Consider the following 17,791-nt stretch of genomic DNA (forward strand, 5'->3'; position numbering starts at 1 on the left):
CTGCAGATCATAAACAGGTTTTGAGGAGCTGGTGTGATTGAAAGAAATAGTTAAAATTCCTCGAAACCTACTTTGCAAAGTTGACGCACGGCATCTTGATTGATATAAAGAAACATCTTAAATCAATTCAGGATGCGTCTATGTGGACAGGAATTTTTGGTGTTGTCTCAGTCGTCATCGTATTGAGCATGGTTGTACTGATACGCGCTATGAATAAGGAAGCGCGTCGTAGCGACCACCAAAATTAAAAAAAGCAGACCTTGGTCTGCTTTTTTATTGGACTACCTGATTACCAGCTACCGGTATTCGGCATCGAAGTCCAGGGTTCAGCCGGTGCCAGTGGTTCGCCCTGCTGCAACAACTCTATCGAAATATTGTCGGGTGAGCGCACAAAAGCCATATGACCATCACGCGGTGGACGGTTGATTGTGACACCGTGATCCGCCAGGCGCTGGCATAGCTGGTAGATGTCATCAACACGATAAGCCAGATGGCCGAAATTGCGGCCACCGGTATATTCTTCCGGGTCCCAGTTATAGGTCAGTTCAACCTGGGCATCATGGTCGCCAGGGGCTGCCAGATACACCAGGGTAAAACGGCCTTTGGGATATTCTTTCTGGTGTACCAATTCCAGACCTAGTGCATCGCGATAAAAGCGCAGGGAAGCTTCAAGATCGGTGACACGCACCATGGTGTGCAGATATTTCATGTTTGCTTTCAAAAAATTCTGCCTGAGCATGCTTGCCGAGCTTGCCATGCGTACTCAGAGCAGTACAGAAGATAGACAGGATTTTATCTGATTTTGCAAAAAACTATTTTATGCAAACTATTCTGACCTGCTTCATATCCGTTAATCCGGAAAGAACTTTTTCTATACCATCCATTTTCAGGGTCAGCATGCCATCCGCCAGTGCGGCAGTCAGTAATTCAGAGACACGGGCATGGTCTTGGATGAGTTTTTTTACCATGTCATTTGCTACCATCAGTTCATGCAAACCTAGCCTGCCTTTATAACCTTTTGAGCAATGCTCACATCCCACAGCCTTGTATAAAGTGAATTTACCGGCCTTGTCGGCATATTGGCTTTGCCATGTGGTGAATACTTTTTTCTTGGCTTCTATGGGATTTTTGACAAAGTTCCCGGTATTCAGCAATTCCTGGCAATACTCATCCAGTAACTCCATCATCTCTTCTTTACCAGGATGATAAATTTCCTTGCACTTGCCACACAAACGCTTGGTCAGGCGTTGCGCTAATATGCCTAGCAAGGCATCCGCAAAATTGAAGGGATCCATGCCCATGTCCAGCAAGCGGACGATGGATTCCGGTGCGCTATTGGTGTGCAAGGTGGCGAATACCAGATGGCCCGTCAGAGAAGCCTCCAGGCCAATGGAAACAGTTTCCTTGTCGCGCATTTCGCCGACCATGATGATGTCAGGATCAGCCCGCAAAAAAGCGCGCATGACAGTGGCAAAGTCCATGCCAGCCTTGCGGTTGACCTGAACCTGGCGCAAGCCTTTCTGGGTGATTTCTACCGGGTCTTCGGCGGTCCAGATCTTGGTTTCTGGTGTATTCAGGTGGCTCAACACTGAATGCAGGGTGGTCGTCTTGCCTGAACCCGTAGGGCCACAGACAAAGAACAGGCCATAGGGTTTGCTGACGACATTCTTCAGGCGTTCAAGGTTGTACGGCAATACGCCCAGCTTATCAATAGGAATAGGCTCACCAGCAGCCAGAATGCGCATGACCACATCTTCCATGCCGCCAGAAGATGGGATGGTAGCCACCCGCAGCTCTATGTCATAAGGGCCATATTTCTTGAACTTGATCTTGCCATCTTGCGGCTTGCGGCGTTCCGAGATATCCAGGTCACACATGATCTTGATACGTGCCAGCAGGGCGCTGCGGTAGCTGGCTGGTATTTCTATATATGGCGATAGCGAACCATCCTTGCGAAAGCGTATCAGGGTTTTTTCCTTGCCTGGCCGCGGTTCGATATGAATGTCTGAAGCGCCTTGCTGATAGGCGTCAATGATGATCTTGTTAATCAGTTTGACGAGTTCGTTCTCCACCGCGGCAGATACTTCAACCGCAGCCTGCCCACCGTTTTCTTCATCATCATCGTCAAGGCCGGACAGCAGTTCATCGACTGAGCTGCCATCAGATACGCTACCAAAGAACTGGTCTATGGTTTGCAGGAATTCTTTTCTGGTGGTGACCCGGTAATTGATCTTCGAAGTCGCAAATACATGGTTGACGACATGGGTGGTATTGGTATGTTCGGGATCTATCGCCAGCACTGTCAGGCCGGTCTGGTCTTCCATGATGGGCAGCCAGGAATTCTGTTCCACATACTGGCGCTTGAGTTTTTTGACCAGATCGACAGGGATGATACGCTCAGCCTTGTAAGGTTCATAAGCTACGCGGAAATATTTGGATAATGCCTGCCCGAGGCTGGCTATAGGGATTTTAAAGTCTTCAGCCAATACCTCTTCCAGGTCCAGCAGGCTGCGCCTCGCTGCCCTGACAGCAAGTTCCATCTCTTGCGCTGACAAGATCGCTTCCGATACCAGGAAATCAAACTTGGTGCGCGGCGTATTGGTTGGCAGTACCTTGCTTTTTTGCGTAAAGGCCACGGCCAGGGTTTCACACAAGGCCTGCACACCCTCGGCGGCAATGGCATTGAACGCATCGCCCAGTTTGTGATTAATGAATTGCACCACGCCCAGTAATTCGTGGCTTTGTGCTTCGACGATGGGAGCCACCAGCATTTGCTTGGTACGGTAACCAGTGCGTTGATCGACCGCGCTCTGGAACTTCAGTGTAGGGGAGTGCGAGCGCAATTCATTTTCATCATACACGTCGCGCAAACTGATCATGGTCTTGGTCAGGGCAACGTGACCCGCGATACTCTGGTCAGAAATGGAGAGGCGCAAGTCCTTGAAAGAATTCAGCCCAGTCTTGATCTTGGAAATTAGCGTGACCTTGTCCTGTGCTACGACGTAAATGGTCAGGCGGTCACATTCAAACAGATTGCAAATGTCAGGTGAGACATCCAGCATGATCTGGTCCAAAGCATCTGCTCCGTGTATCTTGTTGGTCAGGGTTTGCAGGCGTTTAAAGAATTGTAGCCTGTGATCCAGACCATCCTGGGGAGCATTTGCGGCTTGAGCAGTTACCACCATTCGTTTTCCTTTGTTACATGACTTGCAGCCTGATTCCGCAGCTTATTAGCTTAGCTTATAACCTTAGCGTAAACCCATCGTTTAATTATCAGCTTTAATAGCTTGGTCATTGCAAGATACTGCAAATTATTATTCTCTTAAGTCAATTTTTACAAAAATGTATCACGGAAGTCGAATGTCTGACCACAAAGTCAACTCTTTATAGCGCAAAGCGACAAATTAGCCTATCTTCAGGAAAGGAATGATGCAGAAGATATTCTTGTCTTCTAAGAAAGTGTTAAGCTTGCTCAGAGGTCGGAATGGATATCGCGTTGACCTTGAGATAACAAAGCCCCGGATAGACAGAGGCACACTATTTTGTATTTATGAACTTACAAATTCTTGGCTGTGCAGGTGGCATCGGTGGCAGTGAGCCCTACACAACCAGCTTATTAATTGACGATGATATCTTGCTGGATGCCGGCACAGGCCTGTCACGGCTCAGTGTAGAGCAGTTGGTGGCGATAGACCATGTGTTTATCAGCCATAGTCATCTCGATCATGTGGCTGGCCTGACCTGGTTAATGGATGCTGTATTTGGTAAAAGAGACAAGCCAGTCACGGTACATGCGACGGCAGAAGTCTTGCACGCCCTGAAAACCCATATATTCAACTGGATCATCTGGCCAGATTTCAGTACTTTGCCAGATACAGACCAACCATCCATGCAATATCAGGAAATGCTGCCTGGCAGCACGCTGACGCTCGGGAACAGACTGATTACTTCGCATGTGGTCGATCACGTTCCGGGGTCGGTGGCTTATTGGGTGCGCTCTGAGAGTAAAGGTTTTTTGTTTACCGGTGATATGGCAAGTACGCCAGCCTTGTGGGAAAACCTGATGGGACAAAAGGCGCTGAACATGGTGATCGTTGACTGTTCTTTCCCGAATGCAGAAGTGGAACTGGCGCTGGTTTCAAAACATTTTTGCCCTGCCGCACTCATCAATGATATCGCCGATGTTTCTACAGAAATCGACTTCCATATCTATCACCTGAAACCGGGGCAAGAAGCACAAATCATGGCAGAACTAGGGCAAAATAAGGACAGGAATTTTAAAGCCTTGAAAATGGGTGAGCAATTCAGTTTTTGATATGAAATTGAAAAATGAGATACAGGCGCGCACTGTTTACAGTGGACATAATGAAGTAGCAGTATCAGCGATGACAGTTTGGAAAAAATGCTAGACGATCTGGAGAACGTGATTATGACTGCACTGAGCAGTAGCGAAATTGCACAACGGCTGGAAAAACTGACGGAGTTAAGCCTGGAGCTGAGCAATAATCACGACACGCCATTATTGCTGGAAAACATACTGCGCTCGGCCAAGAGTATTACCTATGCCGACGGCGGTACCTTATACCGTACCAGTAAAGACAAGCAAAGCCTGTGCTTCAATATTTCCCTCAATGACACCCTGAATATGTATCAGGGTGGTGTAAAAGGGCATACGGTAGATATACCTGATATCCCCCTGATTGATGCAAATGGCAGCAGGAACCTGAATGCCGTGGCCGCCTATGCTGCCAACTACAAACTATCGGTCAATATTCAAGACGTTTATACTGTTGGTGTTTTCAATTTTTCTGGCACCCGCAACTTTGACCAGCAGTTCAACTACAAGACCAAATCACTGCTGACTGTGCCCATGCATGATCATGAAGGTGAATTGATCGGTGTGCTGCAACTCATCAATGCCACCAATCCCGAAACACGCGAGCCTTGCCCATTTACCGAGACCGACCAACGTTTTATTGAAGCCCTGGCATCTCAGGCGGCCATAGCGCTGACCAATCAGCAATTGATCTCGCAACTGGAAAATCTGTTTGTCTCGCTGGTACACCTTATCAATATCGGTATTGATGAAAAATCTCCCCACACAGGCAGGCATTGCCAGCATGTACCCGAGTTGACCATGTTGCTGGCCAATGCCGTGCATGAAACGCGCGAAGGGCCTCTGGCACATTTTTCCATGACGGATAAAGACCGCAAGGAATTGTGGATGGCTGGTATCCTGCATGACTGCGGCAAGATTTCAACTCCTGTGCATGTAGTAGAAAAATCCACCAAACTGGAAACCATTTTTGACCGCATACAATTGCTGGACACCCGCTTTGAAGTCTTGAAGCGCGATGCAGAAATCAAGGTGTTGAAAAGTAAATGTGCCTTGTACCAGGCCAATGTCAATAATGAAAACCTTATCATCGAGCTCGAGCAGGGCTTGCAGGCTGAACTGGCTAAAATAGACGACGCCAGGAATTTTTTACGCAAATTGAATATAGGCTCAGAGAGAACCAGCCCCGAAGACTTGCAACGCGTGACCGATATCGCAGCATGGCAATTTGCCGATGCCAACGGCGTAGCTCAGCCTTTCCTGAATGTGGATGAAGTTGAAAACCTGTCTGTCCGCGCCGGTACTCTGAATGCGCAAGAGCGCGCTATTATCAACAACCACATTACCACCACCATCAAGATGCTGGAGGCCTTGCCCTGGCCCAAGCACTTGCAGAATGTGCCTGAATATGCCGGTGGTCACCATGAGCGCATGGATGGTAAGGGTTATCCACGCGGCTTGCGCGGCGAGCAAATGTCGGTGCAGGCTAAGATCATGGCTATAGCGGACATTTTTGAAGCGCTGACAGCCAAAGACCGTCCCTACAAAGATGGCAAGACCCTGACGGAGTCATTGCACATCCTCGGCAGCTTTGCGCTGAATGGTCATATCGATCCTGACTTGTTCAATATCTTCGTCAAGAAAAAAGTTTATCTGACCTATGCTGAGCGATTCATGGACAAGTCGCAGATTGATGATGTTGATTTGAGCAAGGTACCTGGTTACCGCATTTGAGTGTCATATCCAGACTTCCTGTGGCCCATGTTGAAAGACATCGGGTGACAGGAAAATTTTCCGGCATAAGCACTACCTGAAACTGAGTTTGTGGAGGAAAGCTTGCAGAGGCACATCAACAAACTGACACGCTGGAGCATCTGCGTGCTGCTGATCGTCATGGCTGCCTTGCAGGCAAATGGTCATTTGCCGACTACCCTCATAGAAAAAGTTGATTACTTTATCTATGACCTGCGCATGCGATGGGAGCCGACCACCTTCAACCCGGACATTGTCATCGTCAATATCGACGAAAAGAGCCTGCAAGAGGTAGGGCAATGGCCTTGGAACAGGGGAGTTGTCGCCGATCTGATAGAAAGGCTGACCGACGATTATCATGTCAGGGCAGTGGGGCTCGATATCGTGTTTTCAGAGCCGGACCGCAGTACGGGCATACAGGTGCTCGAAGGTCTGGCACAAAAAGAGTTAAAGGAAAATCCGGGCTTTATGGCGCAAATGCCAGCGCTAAGAAAAGAACTCGATTTTGACGACAAACTGGCCAGGACTTTAACGGGGCGCCCTGTAGTCTTGGGTTATGTGTTTTCAAATACGCCCAATGACAATTCGAAAGGCTTGCTGCCAACGCCCGCCTTTGTCGATGCCGATCTGGGAGAACGCAGTTTTGAGTCTGCCATCTACACCAAGTACACAGCCAATTTGCCCGAGCTGCAAAAGGCAGCAATTGCCGGTGGATTCTTCAATCCCTCGCCAGATGCTGATGGGGTGATACGGGGAATTCCCTTGCTGGCAAAACATGGTGCTGGTTACTATGAAGCACTGTCACTGGCAACGGCACGTATTGCCCTGAATGCCAGCAAAGTCAAACCAGTGTTTCTGCAAGCTGATGGCATCAATTCTCAAAGTTTTTTGAATAATTATGGTTCGATAGAAGCGATCAAACTCAACTCCACGCCCAACAAACGCATACCCGTGGAGCCACTGCTCACTGCCCTGATCCACTATAAAAGCAAGGGGGGGCCAAATGGCGGTGGCTTTGCCTATGTCTCTGCCGCGGATGTGCTCAAAAAGCGCCTGGCTGTTGATAAGCTCAAAGAGAAAATCATCTTGATAGGTACGACGGCAGCGGGGCTCAAGGATTTGCGTACTGCCCCTTTGGGCCTGGATTATCCCGGTGTGGAAATGCATGCGAATGTCATTGCCTCGATACTGGATGGTGATGTCAAGCAGCGCTCTGACAGCACGCGCGGTTTTGAAGTCATACAGGTTTGCCTGATCGGTTTATTGCTCAGCTTTGCCTTATCGCGTTTCAAGGCGCTGGCAGCCGTGTTGTGTACCACGGTAATGCTGGTACTCGTGATTGCCTTCAACTACTGGATGTATCAGTCATTCAACCTGGTCCAGCCGCTGGCAACAGTACTGTTATTGATCGTTACCCTGTTCGTGTTCAACATCACCTGGGGCTATCTGGTTGAATCCAGAAAATTGCGCGGCGTGGTAAGGCGTTTCGGTGAATATGTGGCACCGGAACTGGTTGCTGTCATGGCAGAAGAACCCGACAGTTACACCATGGCAGGTGAAATCCGGGAGTTGACCGTGATGTTTTCAGATGTGCGTGGTTTCACGACCATTTCCGAAACCCTGAGTGCAGCAGATTTGCGGGAATACATCAACATCTACCTGACCGCGATGTCAGAAGAAATACGCGGCAATCGCGGCACGCTCGATAAATACATAGGCGATTGTGTCATGGCCTTTTGGGGCGCGCCAGTGCGTCTGGAAGACCATGCAAGACTGGCCGTTGCCAGTGCGCTGAAAATGCAATCCATCGCGCAAGGCTTGAGTGTGGACTTTGTCAAGCGTGGTTGGCCTGCACTCAAGATCGGAGTTGGCTTGAATACCGGTGAAGTACGCGTCGGCGATATGGGTTCCCAGATCAGGCTGGCTTATACTGTCATGGGCGATGCGGTCAACCTGTCTTCGCGCCTGGAGGGGATTACCAAAGTATATGGCGTAGGCATTGTGGTTGGCGAAGCGACAAAAGCTGCTACGCCAGAGTACGCTTACAGAGAACTGGACAGAGTCAGGGTCAAGGGCAAAACCAGGCCTATCTCGATTTTTGAACCAATTGCCTTGGTCACTGCTCTTGATGATGCACAATCTGCCTTGCTGGAACTCTGGCATCAGGCACTTGATGACTTCCGCACGCAGCAATGGGACTTGGCAGAAAAATCCTTTTTGGCTTATCTGGAAATCCGTAAAGAAGACCTGGCTTGCCAGGTCTTCCTGGAACGTATTATTCACTACCGACAAAACCCGCTGTCTGCCGACTGGGATGGCGTTGCCACCTTTGTCAGCAAGTTCGGTGAATGAGTTCAGTACCTTATTTGGATGTTACTTTTGATTTTACCCGCAGCAGGTAATAGCTGATAACACCAAGAACTATGCCCCAGCAGGCAGAACCCAGGCCCAGCAAACTTATATTGGATGCCGTGACAATAAAGGTGATCAGGGCAGCTTCACGCTCGCTTGCTTCCTGCATGGCATTCACCAGGCCGTTTTGTATCGCACCCAGCAGTGCCAGACCAGCCACCGTGGTGACCAGTGCATGCGGCAAATGCAGGAACAGGGCAGTCAGTGAACCAGCAAAACTGCCTATCAATAAATAGAAACCTCCGCAGGCTATGCCCGCAACCCAGCGTTTTTCTGGCTGCTGGTGTGCTTCTGGCCCGGTGCAAATCGCGGCAGTGATCGCCGCCAGGTTCACGCCATGTGAGCCAAATGGCGCCAGCAAGATGCTGACAAAACCGGTAGCACTCACCAGTTTGCTGGTGGGGGCCTGGTCATAACCAGCAGCACGCATGACAGCTACGCCAGGCACTTGCTGACCAGTCAGGCAGAGCAGCGCCAGCGGCAAGCCCAGGCTGATGATGGCGCTCAAAGAAAATTCAGGCGCGGTCCAGGCAGGCATGGTCAAACCAAGTTGCACGGCAATGGACTGACCCTGGTTGCTGTCACCCCAGCCCAGAACACTCCATAGCAAGACGCCACAGAGCAAGGTCAGCACAATGGCATAGCGTGCGCTGCGGCGCTTGAAGATCAGGTAAGCCACGAACATGGCAGTCACCAGCCAGGGTGCGCCGGCAACGTCGCTGCTGGCATTGGCAAACACATCGACACCAAAACGAAACAGTATGCCCGCCAGCATGGCAGCACACAGGCTCTTGGGTATTTTTGCCATGAGTTTTTCAAAGATGCCGGTTATGCCTATCAGCCATATCGCTGCTGCCGCAACCAGGTAGGCACCTATGGCCTGATGATAAGGCACTGTCGCGAGACCCGTCACCAGCAAGGCTGCACCTGGCGTATTCCAGGCACAAATCACCGGTATCTTGTGACGCCAGCTCATCCAGACACCGACCAGACCAGAGCCTATGGAGATAGCCCATATCCACGAACTGGTTTGCGCTGTCGTCAGTTTTGCGCTTTGTGCTGCCTGCAAGATCAGCAGCATGGGGCCAGCGTACGAGATTAGTACAGCAATCAGGCCCGCCAGTACCGCAGGAAAAAAATCTGCCGCCGTAGCCGCAAAACCCGGCTTAATGGTATTTACCGGAGCAAGGAGAGGTGTAGAGTGTGGTGTATTCATGCGAGCAGTCTAGTCCAATGCAGGTCAGCATTTACTTACAGTATCTGTTTGACTTATGCTATACAGATTCTTATTCAAGGTATCTGTTATGCAGTACAGTTACAGGCAACTGGCAGAGGCCATCAGTACCGATATCCGGGCAAGCCGCTATGAGGTAGGCGAGCGCTTGCCATCGGTGCGCCTGATTGCCGAGACACGGCAAGTTAGCGTTTCTACTGCGATACGCTGCTACCGTTATCTTGAAAGCCAGGGCTTGGTCGAAGTCCGCAATAAGTCGGGCATGTATGTCGCTGACTGGAAAGCCAAACAAGCGATAAATACAGTGACGCAGAAAAAAACCAGCCAGGCCACACCAGCAGTTGAATACGACAAGCTCATGTCCCTGCAGCACAGAATGACGGAGCTGTATTCTTTGACAGCGCAACCCCTGCATCTGGGCCTGCATCTTGCCAGCGCAGCGCCTGAATGGTATCCCTGTGAAGCCCTTGCCAAAATTGCGCAACGCCTGCTGCGGCGAGACCCCATGTTAATAGGTGTTTATCCCGGCGGTACGGGTTTGCCAGCACTGAAAACCAGCCTCATACATTGGTTAAAAAATGCAGGCATGGATTTGCAGGCAAATGATGTACTCATCACCAATGGCAGCACCGAAGCCTTGAGCGTGGCCTTGCGTGCTGTCGCCCAGCCGGGTGATGCCGTGATCGTTGAATCCCCAGTGTATTTTGGCTTGCTGCAAATGCTGGAAAACCTGGGCATCAAAGCCATAGAAATTCCTTGCGTGCCAGGCCAGGGCATCAGCCTGGAAGCGCTGGAATATGCGCTGGAACATCAGAGCACCGTACGTGCCATCGTTGCCATGCCGAATTTCCAAAATCCCCTCGGTTGTGGCATGACGGACAAAAGCAAGAAGCGCCTGCTGCGTCTGGTTGAACAATACGACCTGGCATTGATAGAAGATGATGTCTTCGGTGATCTTTCGCATCAGCAAGAAAGGCCACAAGCCATCAAGGCCTGGGACAAGCAGGGCAGGGTCATCTATTGCGGCTCTTGCAGCAAAAGCCTGGCCCCGGCATTTCGCATAGGCTGGATAGCAGGTGGGCGTTATCAGGCCCGAATCAATTCGCTGAAACTTAGCGCATCTTTAATCACACCCTTGTTTGAACAGGCGGTATTGGCCGAATTTATTCAGTCAGGTGCCTTGCCTTCTCACTTGCGCAAATTGCGTGAGCGTCTGGCTGCAAATATTCCGCTGGCGACTGCTGCCATCACACGTTATTTTCCTTTGGGTACTCAGGTCATTAGCCCTGCAGGTGGCTGGTGGTTATGGCTGGAATTACCTGACGATATAGATAGTCTGGCTTTGCTACGCAAGGCAGTCGCCAAAGGCATTGCTTTTACGCCCGGCAGCCTGTTTTCTGGTTCTGGTAAATATGCAAACTATCTGCGCATGAATATAGGCCGACCATGGGGGCGGGAGATGGAGCAGGGCATCAAGACTTTGGGGAAATTGTTACAAGAGTTCACTGCATGATGTTCAGCATAGTTTTGCTTCAATCAATGCCTGATCCCACTCCGGCACAGGCTGATACTCTTCCACCAGAAAATCAATAAGTGCCCGCACCTTGGGGCTGACCTTGCGGGTAGCCGGGTAAAGCGCGGTAAAGTCATTCAAAGGCAAGTTCCAGTCAGGTAAGACGGTGACCAGCCGGCCTTCGATTAAATCACGCCATGCCAGAAAAGTCGTGTCATACACTATACCCAGCCCGCGCAGGGCAGCCTGGTGCAAGACTTTGCCATTGTTTGAGGCAAAGCCGGGAGTGATATCTATCGCCAGGGTCTCGCCATCGCGTTCAAAATGCCAGGTATTGCCCTGGGTAAGATGGCTGAAGTGCAGGCAGCGGTGCTGGCCCAATTCTGCCGGGTGGAATGGCATGCCATGCTTTGCCAGATAAGCCGGACTGGCGCACAGCAGGCCACGGCAGGGGGCCAGTCTGCGTGCGTGCAAGCCGGGGCTGTCAGGGATGCCGCCTACCCGTATGCTGAGGTCAAAGGCATGCTTGAACGGGTCCAGCAGATTGTCATCGACATGCAAGGTAGGTTGCAGCATGGGGTGGAGCAGGGTAAAGCGGGCCAGTGCATCGGCCAGCCATTCACTACCAAAGCTATTGGGTGCCTGTATGCGTATGCCACCAGCCAGCTCATTGCCCGCCTGGCTGACCACCAGCCGCGCCTGCCTTGCATGTTCCACACTGGCGCTGCATGGCTCCAGATAAGCCTGCCCCAACTCGGTCAGGCTGACTTCGCGGGTAGACCTGTGCAGCAGCCGAGCACCCAGCTCTGCTTCCAGTTGCATGATGTGCTTGCTGACCATGGCACGGCTGATGCCCAGATGGCGTCCGGCCGCGCTAAAACTGCGCTGCCTTGCCACTTCGACGAAGATTTCCATTGCTTTTAGTTGGTCCATGAAGTCATTGTCTATAGATTGGATACAATCTGTCAACCATTGTTGATATTGTGTGCGGCAAATAGAATTCGTTACACTTGATGCATATCAAGCCAAGACCTCGCAGCTAGTGAAGGTCTTTTGCTTCCCCGCATTCACAGCCAGGAGTCAACATGCTCAACGCACAACAAATCCAGCAATTCCAGCAAGATGGTTATGTCATCGTCCCCAATTTCAAAAGTGCCGATGAAATCGCCACTTTGCGTGAGCGTGCAGCAAAAATCGTTGATGAATTTGATCCGGCTTCATCCAAGACCATCTTTACAACCAAGCAACAGGAAAAGAAGGTTGATCATTACTTCCTGAACTCGGCCAACAACATCAGTTGTTTTTTTGAAGAAGAAGCTTTTGACGAGCAAGGCAATCTGCGTCAGGCAAAGTCCCTGTCCATCAACAAGATAGGCCATGCGATACATGATCTTGATCCTGTCTTTAGCGGGTTTTCGCGCGGCACTGCGTTGGCGAAAGTGGCCGGGCAACTGGGCTTGCAACAGCCACAAATCTATCAGTCGATGTATATCTTCAAGCAACCTGGTATAGGCGGGGAAGTGCGCTGGCACCAGGATGCGACTTATTTTGACACTGATCCAGTCAGCGTCACCACCTTCTGGTTTGCACTGGAAGACGCGACTCTCGAAAACGGCTGCATGTGGGCAGAACCAGGTGGGCACCGCACGCCCATGCGTGAACGCTTCGTCCGTGAAGGCGATCAAGTGCGGGTAGAAAAACTCGACAATATGCCCTGGCCTGATGACAGCACTGCCATCCCGCTGGAAGTCAAGGCAGGCAGCCTGGTGTGTTTCCATGGCCTGCTGCCACATTACAGCGCCCCGAATCGTTCAGCAGTTTCACGCCACGCTTATACTCTGCATGTGACTGATGGAACTACCAATTATTCGCCACAAAACTGGATACAGCGCGATGCCGGTTTCCCTGTCCGTGGGTTTGTCTGAGTAGCGCATGATGAATTCTGAAATATTGATCTTCGCCCCGCACTGGGGTAGCGCCCATCTGAGTCGTGCAGCTTTTATCGCCAAAGTATTGGAAGCCGGTTTTGATGGCATAGAAATGTCATTGCCTATAGACGATGCCGAGCGCGATGGCTGGAGCAATGCGATTGCCGATGCCAGTCTCAAGCTCATCACCCAGCAGTGGGAAACTGTATTCCACAGCGACTTTGCCGCACACAAGCAAGCCCTGTGTGACTTGCTGCGCAATGCCTGCGCAGCAAAACCCCTGTTCGTGAATACCCATACTGGCAAGGATTTTTACAGCCAGGCACAAAACAATGAATTGCTGGACCTGGCTGACGAGATAGCTGCCGAAACCGGTATCGCCATCGTCCATGAAATCCACCGCAGCCGCTTCAGTGGCCATCCCATGCTCTTGATGCCCTACCTTGAGCAGCGCCCACAATTGCAATTGAATGCAGATCTCTCGCACTGGTGTTGTGCCTGCGAATCCCTGCTTGAAGACCAGGCACATATATTGGAAAAAGTATTCCCGCATGTGCGCCATATCCATGCCCGCGTTGGTCATAGCCAGGGGCCGCAAGTCAATGACTTCCGTGCCCCCGAGCATGCAACGGCCTTGCAACAACATCTGTCCTGGTGGGACGCCATCATCAGCCTGCAACGCGCTTCCGGCAAACAGCAGATCACATTGACAACAGAGTTTGGGCCATCACCTTATACGCAAAGCCTGCCTTACACAAATCAGGTCGTGTCCGATGTCTGGGAGTTGAATGTGGCGATGATGAAATTGCTGCGCGAGCGCTATGCAGAGAAATGAAAGCCCCGCTCCTACTCTGACGCGCATACAGGAGAGGTTTGATTGCCTTTGATTGTTTTGTTGTAAGGGATGCAAATTTTTATTTATACTATGTCCACATTAATTTAGGGCTAGCGCATGTTAGAGCAACAACAAAAATATACTTTTGTCCGCAGCATGAGCTCTTTGTCAAAGCGGGAAAAGTGGATGCTGCTTGTTCCAGTGTTACTGTTGTTGCCAGTTTTCATCTGGGCGGGCTATTGGGAATGGTTTCAACCTGCAGACTGGAAAAAAATTCTGGAATCAAGCAAGGTCTGGCAAAAAACTCTTCCCATGATCTTCCCTCTAGGGCTATTTGCTATTGCCCAAGGCGGAATTCAATGGCTTAACCGTTCGTCGAAGCTTGTTATTGATGGCACGGGGGTATTTATGGAGTGGCCATCAGATTCCGTATTTGCAAAATGGAAGTTCCTTCAAAAGAGGTTTGCGTGGGATGACGTAAAAAAAGCAAGGTATGTGCTCAGTTCTCGAGGTGTAGTACTTCTTTCGAAAACAAATTCAACTCTTTGGACGATCAGGCTTAAAGACTGGAAATTGTCCAGCGTTGAGCCCACGCAATATGCAATAAAGCCTGCTGAGATAGATTTGCTCGGCGTTTTCCGTGAGTTGGATATTTTCGAGGATGCATCTAAAGATCCAGGGCAGTTCGACTTAATGAAGCATCCGGTAACGAGAAGCATATTGTTGGGAATTTGTGCTCTCCTTGTTTATTGTTTTTTCGATTCCACGATGCAGCAAGAAGGCTGGGCATTTTTTAATTTCGCCTATTTACTTCCCCATGTTATTTTTACCGCTCTTGCCACGATCGTGCTGGCCTGGGTGGCTTCAGCGGCTAATAAGCGACAGCCGCCACCCAAGGGGATTACAGCGTTTTTGGTAGTGCTTGCCAGTTTTTCGTTACTTGTCACTAGCTATATTGCCGGTATCCGGATTAACCAGTTTGCTGGCGGCCCTTTAATCTCTGCTGAATATCATAGAGATGGCAGTTGTGAAAATTTAATTCCTGTAGATAAGAGTTTGCCTGTTGTCGAATATACCCATAAGACCAAGGACTATTGGTGCAGCAGGGCGGTTGATGAAGTCCAGACCGTTAAAGTTCGCAAAGGCCTGTTTGGTCACTATCAATTTGATCTTAGCGAACAGGACAGGGAAATTGGCGACTTTAAAAAAAAATCCTCCGCCACTAACGTGCCTCCGGCCAACAGTAAATCACACTAACTCTACATTTTGTACCTTCACACTATACGCAAAGCCTGCCTTACACAAATCAGGTCGTATCAGATGCCTGGCAGTTGAATGTGGCGATGCTGCAGTTATTGCGTTCACGTTATCTAGAATGACTTGAAGTTGTAGCAAGTATCTATCTGTGACATCATGCGTGCCTGACGCAAATTTTGCATGCCGAATCCGGCTCCTGGATATGATGAAAACTGTGCCCGAAACTTATGTGTTCACCTGGAAGAAAAATCAATATGCCTGGATATTGTTGCTGTTGCTATCCACGCTTACAATGAGCCTGTTCGCTGGACTTTTTTGGCTCAAATATTGGGATCTGGTAAAGCTCGGAGATTACAAGAAGATAGCTCCACAATCACTAATTCCTTTAATGGCTATTCCCTTAGGTTTTGTCTTCCATTTTGCGATACAGAAGTTTTTTCGTACCGCCAGATTAATTGTGGATAGTTCTGGCGTACGACTGGAGCAGCTGCCTGGTCAAGGTTCGGCAATAATGAAATTCCTTGAAAGAGAAATTCTCTGGGCTGACGTGAAGAGTGTCACCTATCTGTCCAGTTTCGGGCTGATTCATTTGCGCTCAACACCGACAATGCAGCCCATGAGTATCAGAGTAAAAGAATGGCAGTTACAAAAACCGGTTACCACTCCTCACACCAGGAATGCTGAGCCTGATTTGATCAAGCTGTTTCGTGAACTGGGAGTCTTTGAATCATTTTCCAAAGATAACAATTTTGATGCGGCCACCTTTGATTTAATGAAGCACCCTGCAACAAGAAAATTGCTAATGCTAATGGGCGGTCTGGTGATATACAGCTTCCTGGATAGCATACTGCAACACGAAGGCTATGCTTTTTTCAAGCCTGGCCCACATGAATTGGCAGCCATGTCCGCTGCGGCGATTGTGGCTGGTTTGTTACTCAAGGCCAGGGTGCGGGATTATATTCCCCCGGGTATCGTCGCTGCGCTGGCGATGATGGGTGGGGTAACATTTGGTGTTGCCAGTTATGTTGGAGGTGTTCGCATCAATCAACTTGCAGGTGGCCCCTTGCTGGAAGCCCAATACCATCGAGATGAAACATGTCTGAAATTACTGCCAGAAGATAAAAGACTTCCAGTAGTTGAATATACCGACATGACCAAGGATTATTGGTGCAGCAGGGACATTGATGAAGTTCAAACTGTCAGGGTGCGTAAAGGCTTGTTTGGCTTATACCAGTTCGATCTCATAGAGCAGACCAAGGCAATTCGCGACTACAAGCAAAAATCCTGACGCTGGCTGTCATCGGGCTTGTAGTATATGCCTGCTCTTGAAATGCATACTGTTGAGATAGGTATCCGTGCCATCATAGACGGAAACAGCTGGTTCGAATGTAAATCTTCAACGATAGAACAATATATCAACCATGCCTGCTAGTTATGTATTCGTCCAGAAGCAAGATAAACATACGTGGGTAAATCGTTTGTTATTTGGCACACTGTTATTGTTTCCTTTTATCGCTTTTTTTCTTTGGATGTTGTATGAGGATTTGCTAAAACCGGAAATGCTCATTCGCATTCTGGCAGATGCGTCATTTCCTCCGGCATTTGTCCTTGCTCTTATAGCAGCGATCGCCTTTGATGATGTGGCAAAAATCTTTTATCGCTCCGCCAGTTTGTACATAGATGATGTGGGTGTGCGTTTAAAACTTCCGCCAAAGAGTAGATGGGCAATCCTTGGTTTTCTTGAAAAAGATATAGCTTGGACAGAACTCAAAGATGCAACTTATGTTGAGCGTTTTCAGCTTATCCAGTTACGCCCCCAATCTGGCGCACGTTTCCTGAATATCAGGCTTAAAGATTGGCAGTTGCAAAATACAGGCAGTAATTTGAATAGTGGGAATGCTGAGCCAGACTTGTTGGCAGTTTTTCGTGAATTAAAAATCCTGGATAAATACCCGGCCAATACTCAGCTTGTAGAGGCAAATTTCGATTTGACGAAACATCCCGCAACTAAAAAATTATTGTTTGGGATTGCAATTTTAATCGCCTACAGCTTCGTCGATACAATGCTGCAACATGAAGAATATGCCTTCTTTCACCTTCATTATTTTTTACCACATATTGCTTTTGGCGCGACTTTTGCGGTCGTGCTGGTAGGCTTAATGTTCAAGGCAAGCAAACGCGAATTCATTCCGCGTAGTAATGTCGTTGGTCTGGCGATCCTGAGTGGGCTGGTGCTCGGCGTTACCAGCTATGTAGGCGGCATTCGTGTTAACCAACTGGTGGGCGGCCCTTTGCTGGAAGCAAGATACCATCGCGATGCAAGTTGCCTCAATTTGCTGCCTGAAGACAAGAGTCTTCCTGTGGTTGAATATCCTTACCATGCCAGAAAGTACTGGTGCAGCAAAAATATTGATGAAGTCCTGACTGTGAAGGTCCGTAAAGGCCTGTTTGGTCTGTATCAGTTTGACCTTAGCGAGCAGAATCAGGCAATCGGCCACTTTAAGAAATCTTGATGCTGGTTGCT

The 17,791-nt window shown here is 49.5% G+C and carries 13 protein-coding genes; 9 read left to right on the forward strand and 4 right to left on the reverse strand.

All coding sequences use genetic code 11. The features are described from left to right. Window positions 1-289: 289 nt before the first annotated feature. Together ACO0LG_RS13640 and ACO0LG_RS13645 are read right to left on the reverse strand one after the other, a co-directional pair. On the reverse strand, window positions 290-709 hold the full coding sequence (locus tag ACO0LG_RS13640) for a VOC family protein (protein ID WP_423027145.1): 420 nt from the start codon (window positions 707-709) through the stop codon (window positions 290-292). 103 nt (window positions 710-812) lie between these two features. Further along, on the reverse strand, window positions 813-3,185 hold the full coding sequence (locus ACO0LG_RS13645; RefSeq protein WP_423027147.1) for a GspE/PulE family protein: 2,373 nt from the start codon (window positions 3,183-3,185) through the stop codon (window positions 813-815). Window positions 3,186-3,550: 365 nt separating this feature from the next. Between ACO0LG_RS13645 and ACO0LG_RS13650 the strand changes: the two genes are divergently transcribed. From ACO0LG_RS13650 to ACO0LG_RS13660, 3 genes are all read left to right on the forward strand, one after another. Further along, window positions 3,551-4,315, forward strand: coding sequence for a 3',5'-cyclic-nucleotide phosphodiesterase (locus ACO0LG_RS13650; protein WP_423027149.1), 765 nt, complete (start codon window positions 3,551-3,553; stop codon window positions 4,313-4,315). 114 nt (window positions 4,316-4,429) lie between these two features. Next, window positions 4,430-6,070: a GAF and HD-GYP domain-containing protein gene (locus ACO0LG_RS13655; protein WP_423027151.1), complete on the forward strand. Its 1,641-nt coding sequence runs from the start codon at window positions 4,430-4,432 to the stop codon at window positions 6,068-6,070. Between the two features lie 102 nt (window positions 6,071-6,172). Next, window positions 6,173-8,440 carry a CHASE2 domain-containing protein gene (locus tag ACO0LG_RS13660; protein ID WP_423027153.1) on the forward strand — a complete coding sequence of 756 codons (2,268 nt, stop codon included), beginning with the start codon at window positions 6,173-6,175 and terminating at the stop codon, window positions 8,438-8,440. Window positions 8,441-8,450: 10 nt separating this feature from the next. Here ACO0LG_RS13660 and ACO0LG_RS13665 read toward each other — a convergent pair whose 3' ends face one another. Further along, the gene (locus ACO0LG_RS13665) at window positions 8,451-9,716 is read right to left on the reverse strand and encodes a benzoate/H(+) symporter BenE family transporter (protein ID WP_423027155.1); all 1,266 of its coding nucleotides are present in this window, start codon (window positions 9,714-9,716) and stop codon (window positions 8,451-8,453) included. Between the two features lie 88 nt (window positions 9,717-9,804). Between ACO0LG_RS13665 and ACO0LG_RS13670 the strand changes: the two genes are divergently transcribed. Then, window positions 9,805-11,247, forward strand: coding sequence for a PLP-dependent aminotransferase family protein (locus ACO0LG_RS13670; protein ID WP_423027157.1), 1,443 nt, complete (start codon window positions 9,805-9,807; stop codon window positions 11,245-11,247). A gap of 3 nt (window positions 11,248-11,250) precedes the next feature. Here the strand turns inward: ACO0LG_RS13670 and ACO0LG_RS13675 are convergent, their stop codons facing one another. After that, complete coding sequence (locus ACO0LG_RS13675) at window positions 11,251-12,180, reverse strand: LysR family transcriptional regulator (RefSeq protein WP_423027159.1); 930 nt, start codon at window positions 12,178-12,180, stop codon at window positions 11,251-11,253. Between the two features lie 152 nt (window positions 12,181-12,332). Between ACO0LG_RS13675 and ACO0LG_RS13680 the strand changes: the two genes are divergently transcribed. From ACO0LG_RS13680 to ACO0LG_RS13700, 5 genes are all read left to right on the forward strand, one after another. Beyond that, on the forward strand, window positions 12,333-13,172 hold the full coding sequence (locus tag ACO0LG_RS13680; RefSeq protein WP_423027161.1) for a phytanoyl-CoA dioxygenase family protein: 840 nt from the start codon (window positions 12,333-12,335) through the stop codon (window positions 13,170-13,172). Window positions 13,173-13,179: 7 nt separating this feature from the next. Then, window positions 13,180-14,010 carry a sugar phosphate isomerase/epimerase family protein gene (locus ACO0LG_RS13685; protein WP_423027163.1) on the forward strand — a complete coding sequence of 277 codons (831 nt, stop codon included), beginning with the start codon at window positions 13,180-13,182 and terminating at the stop codon, window positions 14,008-14,010. A gap of 117 nt (window positions 14,011-14,127) precedes the next feature. Continuing rightward, window positions 14,128-15,267, forward strand: coding sequence for a hypothetical protein (locus tag ACO0LG_RS13690; protein ID WP_423027165.1), 1,140 nt, complete (start codon window positions 14,128-14,130; stop codon window positions 15,265-15,267). A gap of 202 nt (window positions 15,268-15,469) precedes the next feature. Then, window positions 15,470-16,555, forward strand: coding sequence for a hypothetical protein (locus ACO0LG_RS13695; protein WP_423027166.1), 1,086 nt, complete (start codon window positions 15,470-15,472; stop codon window positions 16,553-16,555). A 133-nt stretch (window positions 16,556-16,688) separates the two neighbouring features. Further along, window positions 16,689-17,780, forward strand: a complete 1,092-nt coding sequence (locus ACO0LG_RS13700) for a hypothetical protein (protein ID WP_423027168.1) — start codon at window positions 16,689-16,691, stop codon at window positions 17,778-17,780. The last annotated feature ends 11 nt before the right edge of the window (window positions 17,781-17,791 follow it).

Origin of the sequence: Undibacterium sp. Ji42W (assembly GCF_049340405.1) — a bacterium.
Lineage (GTDB): Bacteria > Pseudomonadota > Gammaproteobacteria > Burkholderiales > Burkholderiaceae_D > Undibacterium.